At 74.7% G+C, this 3,977-nt stretch carries 4 protein-coding genes; all 4 read left to right on the top strand.

From position 1 onward, the window contains the following. The first annotated feature begins 99 nt into the window (after positions 1–99). On the top strand, positions 100–939 hold the full coding sequence (locus AC0CYZ_RS09740) for an aldo/keto reductase (RefSeq protein WP_472214686.1): 840 nt from the start codon (positions 100–102) through the stop codon (positions 937–939). A gap of 87 nt (positions 940–1,026) precedes the next feature. Then, positions 1,027–2,667: an acyl-CoA dehydrogenase family protein gene (locus AC0CYZ_RS09735; protein WP_472214684.1), complete on the top strand. Its 1,641-nt coding sequence runs from the start codon at positions 1,027–1,029 to the stop codon at positions 2,665–2,667. 341 nt (positions 2,668–3,008) lie between these two features. Further along, positions 3,009–3,140, top strand: coding sequence for a hypothetical protein (locus AC0CYZ_RS09730; protein WP_472214681.1), 132 nt, complete (start codon positions 3,009–3,011; stop codon positions 3,138–3,140). Positions 3,141–3,153: 13 nt separating this feature from the next. Continuing rightward, positions 3,154–3,977: alpha/beta hydrolase (locus AC0CYZ_RS09725; protein WP_472214679.1), on the top strand; the 824-nt coding region annotated here is incomplete at its 3' end.

Raw genomic sequence — 3,977 nt, 5'->3', positions numbered from 1 at the left:
GTGTTCCTCGCCGTCGCCGCGGGGGTGTTCGCGGTGCTGACGACGTAGGCGCGCCTGGCCGGTGGGGTCGGCCGGCCCGTGCGCGGGAACCCGGGATCCGTGACCGTGCCCGCCATCGCCCTCCCCGACGGCACGCCGATGCCCGTGCTCGGCGCCGGGACCTGGGGATACGCCGAGGACCCCGGCCGGCGCCGCGACGAGATCGACGCGCTGCACGCCGCGCTCGACGTCGGCCTCACGCTGATCGACACCGCCGAGATGTACGCCGACGGGGGCGCCGAGGAACTGGCCGGCGAGGCCCTGGCCGGGCGGCGCGACGAGGCGTTCCTCGTCGACAAGGTGCTGCCCGCGAACGCCTCGCGCCGCGGCACGGTCGAGGCCTGCGAGCGGGCCCTGCGCCGCCTGCGCACCGACCGGATCGATCTCTACCTGCTGCACTGGCGAGGCCGGTACCCGCTCAGCGAGACGGTCCAGGCGTTCGGCGAGCTCCGGGACGCCGGGAAGATCCGCGCGTGGGGCGTCAGCAACCTCGACGTCGACGACCTCGACGAGCTCATCGAGGTCCCCGGAGGCGGTCACGTGGCGACCGACCAGATCCTCTACAACCTCGTGCGCCGCGGACCCGAGTGGGACCTGCTCCCCTGGGCAGCGCGCCGCGGGCTGCCGCTCATGGCCTACTCCCCGGTCGAGCAGGGGCGGCTGCTCGACGAGCCCGCGCTGCGCGACATCGCCGACCGGCACGGCGCCACCCCCGCCCAGATCGCCCTCGCCTGGGTGCTCGACCACCCCGGCGTCGCGGCGATCCCGAAGACCGCCACGCCGGCGCGGATGGCCGAGAACCGGGCGGCCCTCGACGTCGTCCTCAGCGACGACGACCGGGCCGCGCTCGACGCCGCCTTCCCGCCGCCGACCGGCAAGCGCCGGTTGGAGATCCTGTAGGTGCGCTGCGCGCCCGTGAGCACGTGTCCGTGCCATAGGGCGGAATAGTGCTCACGGGCCGCAGGCACCTCGTGGTGGGATCGGGTCGTGCCGCCCACCCACGTCGTCACCAACCAGGTACCCGAGTACGTCGGGCTCGACCTCGCCGCCGACGCGCCCCTGCTCGAGGCCGTCGAGCGCGAGGGCGCGGCGTGGTCGCTCGACGCGCTGCACGACGCGGGCCGCCGCGCCGGGTCCGCCCAGGTCCGCGACTGGGCCGACGCCGCGCACCGCAACGAGCCGCGGCTGCGCGCGTTCGACCGCGTCGGAAACCGGGTCGACGAGGTCGACTACGACCCGGGCTACCACGCGCTGCTCGGCGAGGCGGTCGCCCGTGGCTACGCGGGCGCCGTGTGGGCGGGGCCGGACGGACTCGGGTCGGCGCCGCGCCCGGGCCAGCACGTGGCCCGCGCGGCCGGGTTCCTCGTGTGGTCGCAGGCCGAGTCCGGGCACGGGTGCCCGGTCTCGATGAGCCACGCCGTCGTCCCCGCCCTGCGCGCGGCGCCGGAGCTCCTCGCGCGCTACGGGCCGGGCCTGGTCTCGACGGTCTACGAGTCCGGCCTCGCCGAGCCCACGACGAAGGCCGGCCTGCTCGCGGGCATGGGCATGACCGAGAAGCAGGGCGGCTCGGACGTCCGCACGAACACGACGACGGCGACCCCGAACGCCGACGGCAGCTACTCCCTCACCGGGCACAAGTGGTTCACCAGCGCCCCGATGTGCGACCTCTTCCTGGTCCTCGCGCGGACCGCGGCCGGCGTCACCTGCTTCCTCGTGCCCCGGATCCTCCCCGACGGCTCCCGCAACCCCTTCGCGATCCAGCGGCTCAAGGACAAGCTGGGCAACCGCTCCAACGCCTCGTCCGAGCCGGAGTTCGACGGGACCGTCGGGTTCCGGGTCGGCGACGAGGGCCGCGGGGTCCGGACGATCATCGAAATGGTCGCCTGCACCCGGCTCGACAACGCGCTGGGCTCCGCGGCCGGGATGCGCGACGCCGTGCGGCGGGCGGCCTGGCACGCGACCCACCGGCACGCGTTCGGCTCGGCCCTGATCGACAAGCCGCTGATGCGCGTGGTGCTCGCCGACCTCACCGTCGAGTCCGAAGCGGCCGTGACGCTCGCGATCCGGCTCGCCGGCGCGCAGGACCGTGCGGCGTCGGACGAGCACGAGGCCGCGTTCCGGCGGATCGGCGTCACCCTCGGGAAGTACTGGATCTGCAAGCGGCAGACGGCCGTGGTCGGCGAGGCGCTGGAGTGCCTCGGCGGCAACGGGTTCGTCGAGGAGTCCGGCATGCCGCGCCTCTTCCGCGAGTCACCCCTCAACTCGATCTGGGAGGGCTCGGGCAACGTCAACGCGCTCGACCTCCTGCGCGTCCTCGGCCGCGAGCCGGCCGCGGTCGAGGCGTACCGGGCGGAGATCGAGGCCGCGTCCGGCGCCGACCACCGGCTCGACGCGGCCTGGAAGACCATCCTCGACGAGCTCCGCGACCCCACCGAGGAGCGCGCCCGCTGGCTCGCCGAGCGCATGGCCGTGGTGCTGCAGGGGGCGCTGCTCGTGCGGCACGCGCCGACGGCCGTGGCGGACGCGTTCGTCGGGTCGCGCGTAGCGGGCGAGCACGGCGAGGCGCTGGGGACGCTGCCGCGCGGGGTGGACGTGGACGGCGTCCTCACGCGGCTCCCGCTGGGCTGACGGCGGACCTGCGCGCCGCGCACACACTCCAGCGGCAAGCGGGCTCGGTCCCGGCCGAACCGACGCGTCGCGCACACACTCCAGCGGCAAGCGGGCTCGGCGTGGACCGAACCGACGCGTCGCGCACACACTCTGCCGCCGGACCGGCGACGAACCATTCGACGCGTCGCGAGAACCGTGTGCGCGACGCGCAGATGTGAGGAGCGTCGAACGACCCTGGGCTCAGAGAGTGTGCGTCCCGCGCAGGTCTGCGACGCCGAGCCCGCCTGCCGGCCCGATCGGGAAGGTCCTCGACCGAGGGGCACGTCACGCAGGTCCACAGGCCCGCGGACCTGCCCCACGTGCTGATGATCATCGAGGGCGGGCCAGGCCTCCGCGGCAACCCCGACCAGGGGCACAACCGGCAGGGCAACCGGCCCGCGGACCTGCCCCACGTACTGGTGATCATGGAAGGCGAGGGCCGCGCCCACTAACGTCCGGCCCACCATGAGCGATCTCCTGCCCGGCGTCACCGCCGCCACCGTCGACGCGCGGATCCGCGTCCACCACCTCGAGTCCGGACCCGCCGACGGTGAGCCCGTCGTGCTGGTCCACGGCAACCTGTCCACCGGGCGCTTCTTCGAGCACCTGATGAGCCCGGCGTCGGACCGCTTCCGCTTCCTGGCCCCGGACATGCGCGGGTTCGGGCGCACCGAGGCGGCCCCCATCGACGCCACCCGCGGCCTCGGCGACTGGGCCGACGACCTCGTCTCCTACCTCGGAACGCTCGGGGTCGAGCGTCCGCACCTCGTCGGGTGGTCGACGGCGGGCGCGGCGATCGCGCTCGTCGCGCGGCAGGTCCCCGTCGCGAGCCTGACCTTCCTCGACCCCGTCGCGCCCTACGGGTACGGCGGCACGTTCCCCGACGGCACGCCGTGCTGGGACGACCACGCGGGCACCGGCGCGGGCGTCGCGAACCCCCGCTTCGTCGAGCTGCTCCGGGATGGCGACCGCGGGAGCGCGGAGCCGGTCAGCCCGCGCAACGTCATGAACGGCACCTACTGGGCGCCGGAGTTCCGCCTGCCGACCGAGCGCGAGGACCTGCTGCTCGACGAGATCCTGCTGTCGAACATCGGCGACGACGGCTACCCGGGCGACGCCACGCCCTCGTCGCACTGGCCGGGCTCGGCGCCGGGCACGCGCGGGCTGCTCAACGCGCTGTCCCCGAAGTACTGCTCCTGGGCGTGGCTCCCCGAGCTCGACCCGAAGCCACCGGTGCTCTGGACGCACGGCGACAAGGACCTCGTCGTCGCCGACGGCTCGTTCCTCGA

Source organism: Actinomycetospora sp. (assembly GCF_055612215.1).
This window is presented reverse-complemented; position numbering and strand designations above follow the sequence as displayed.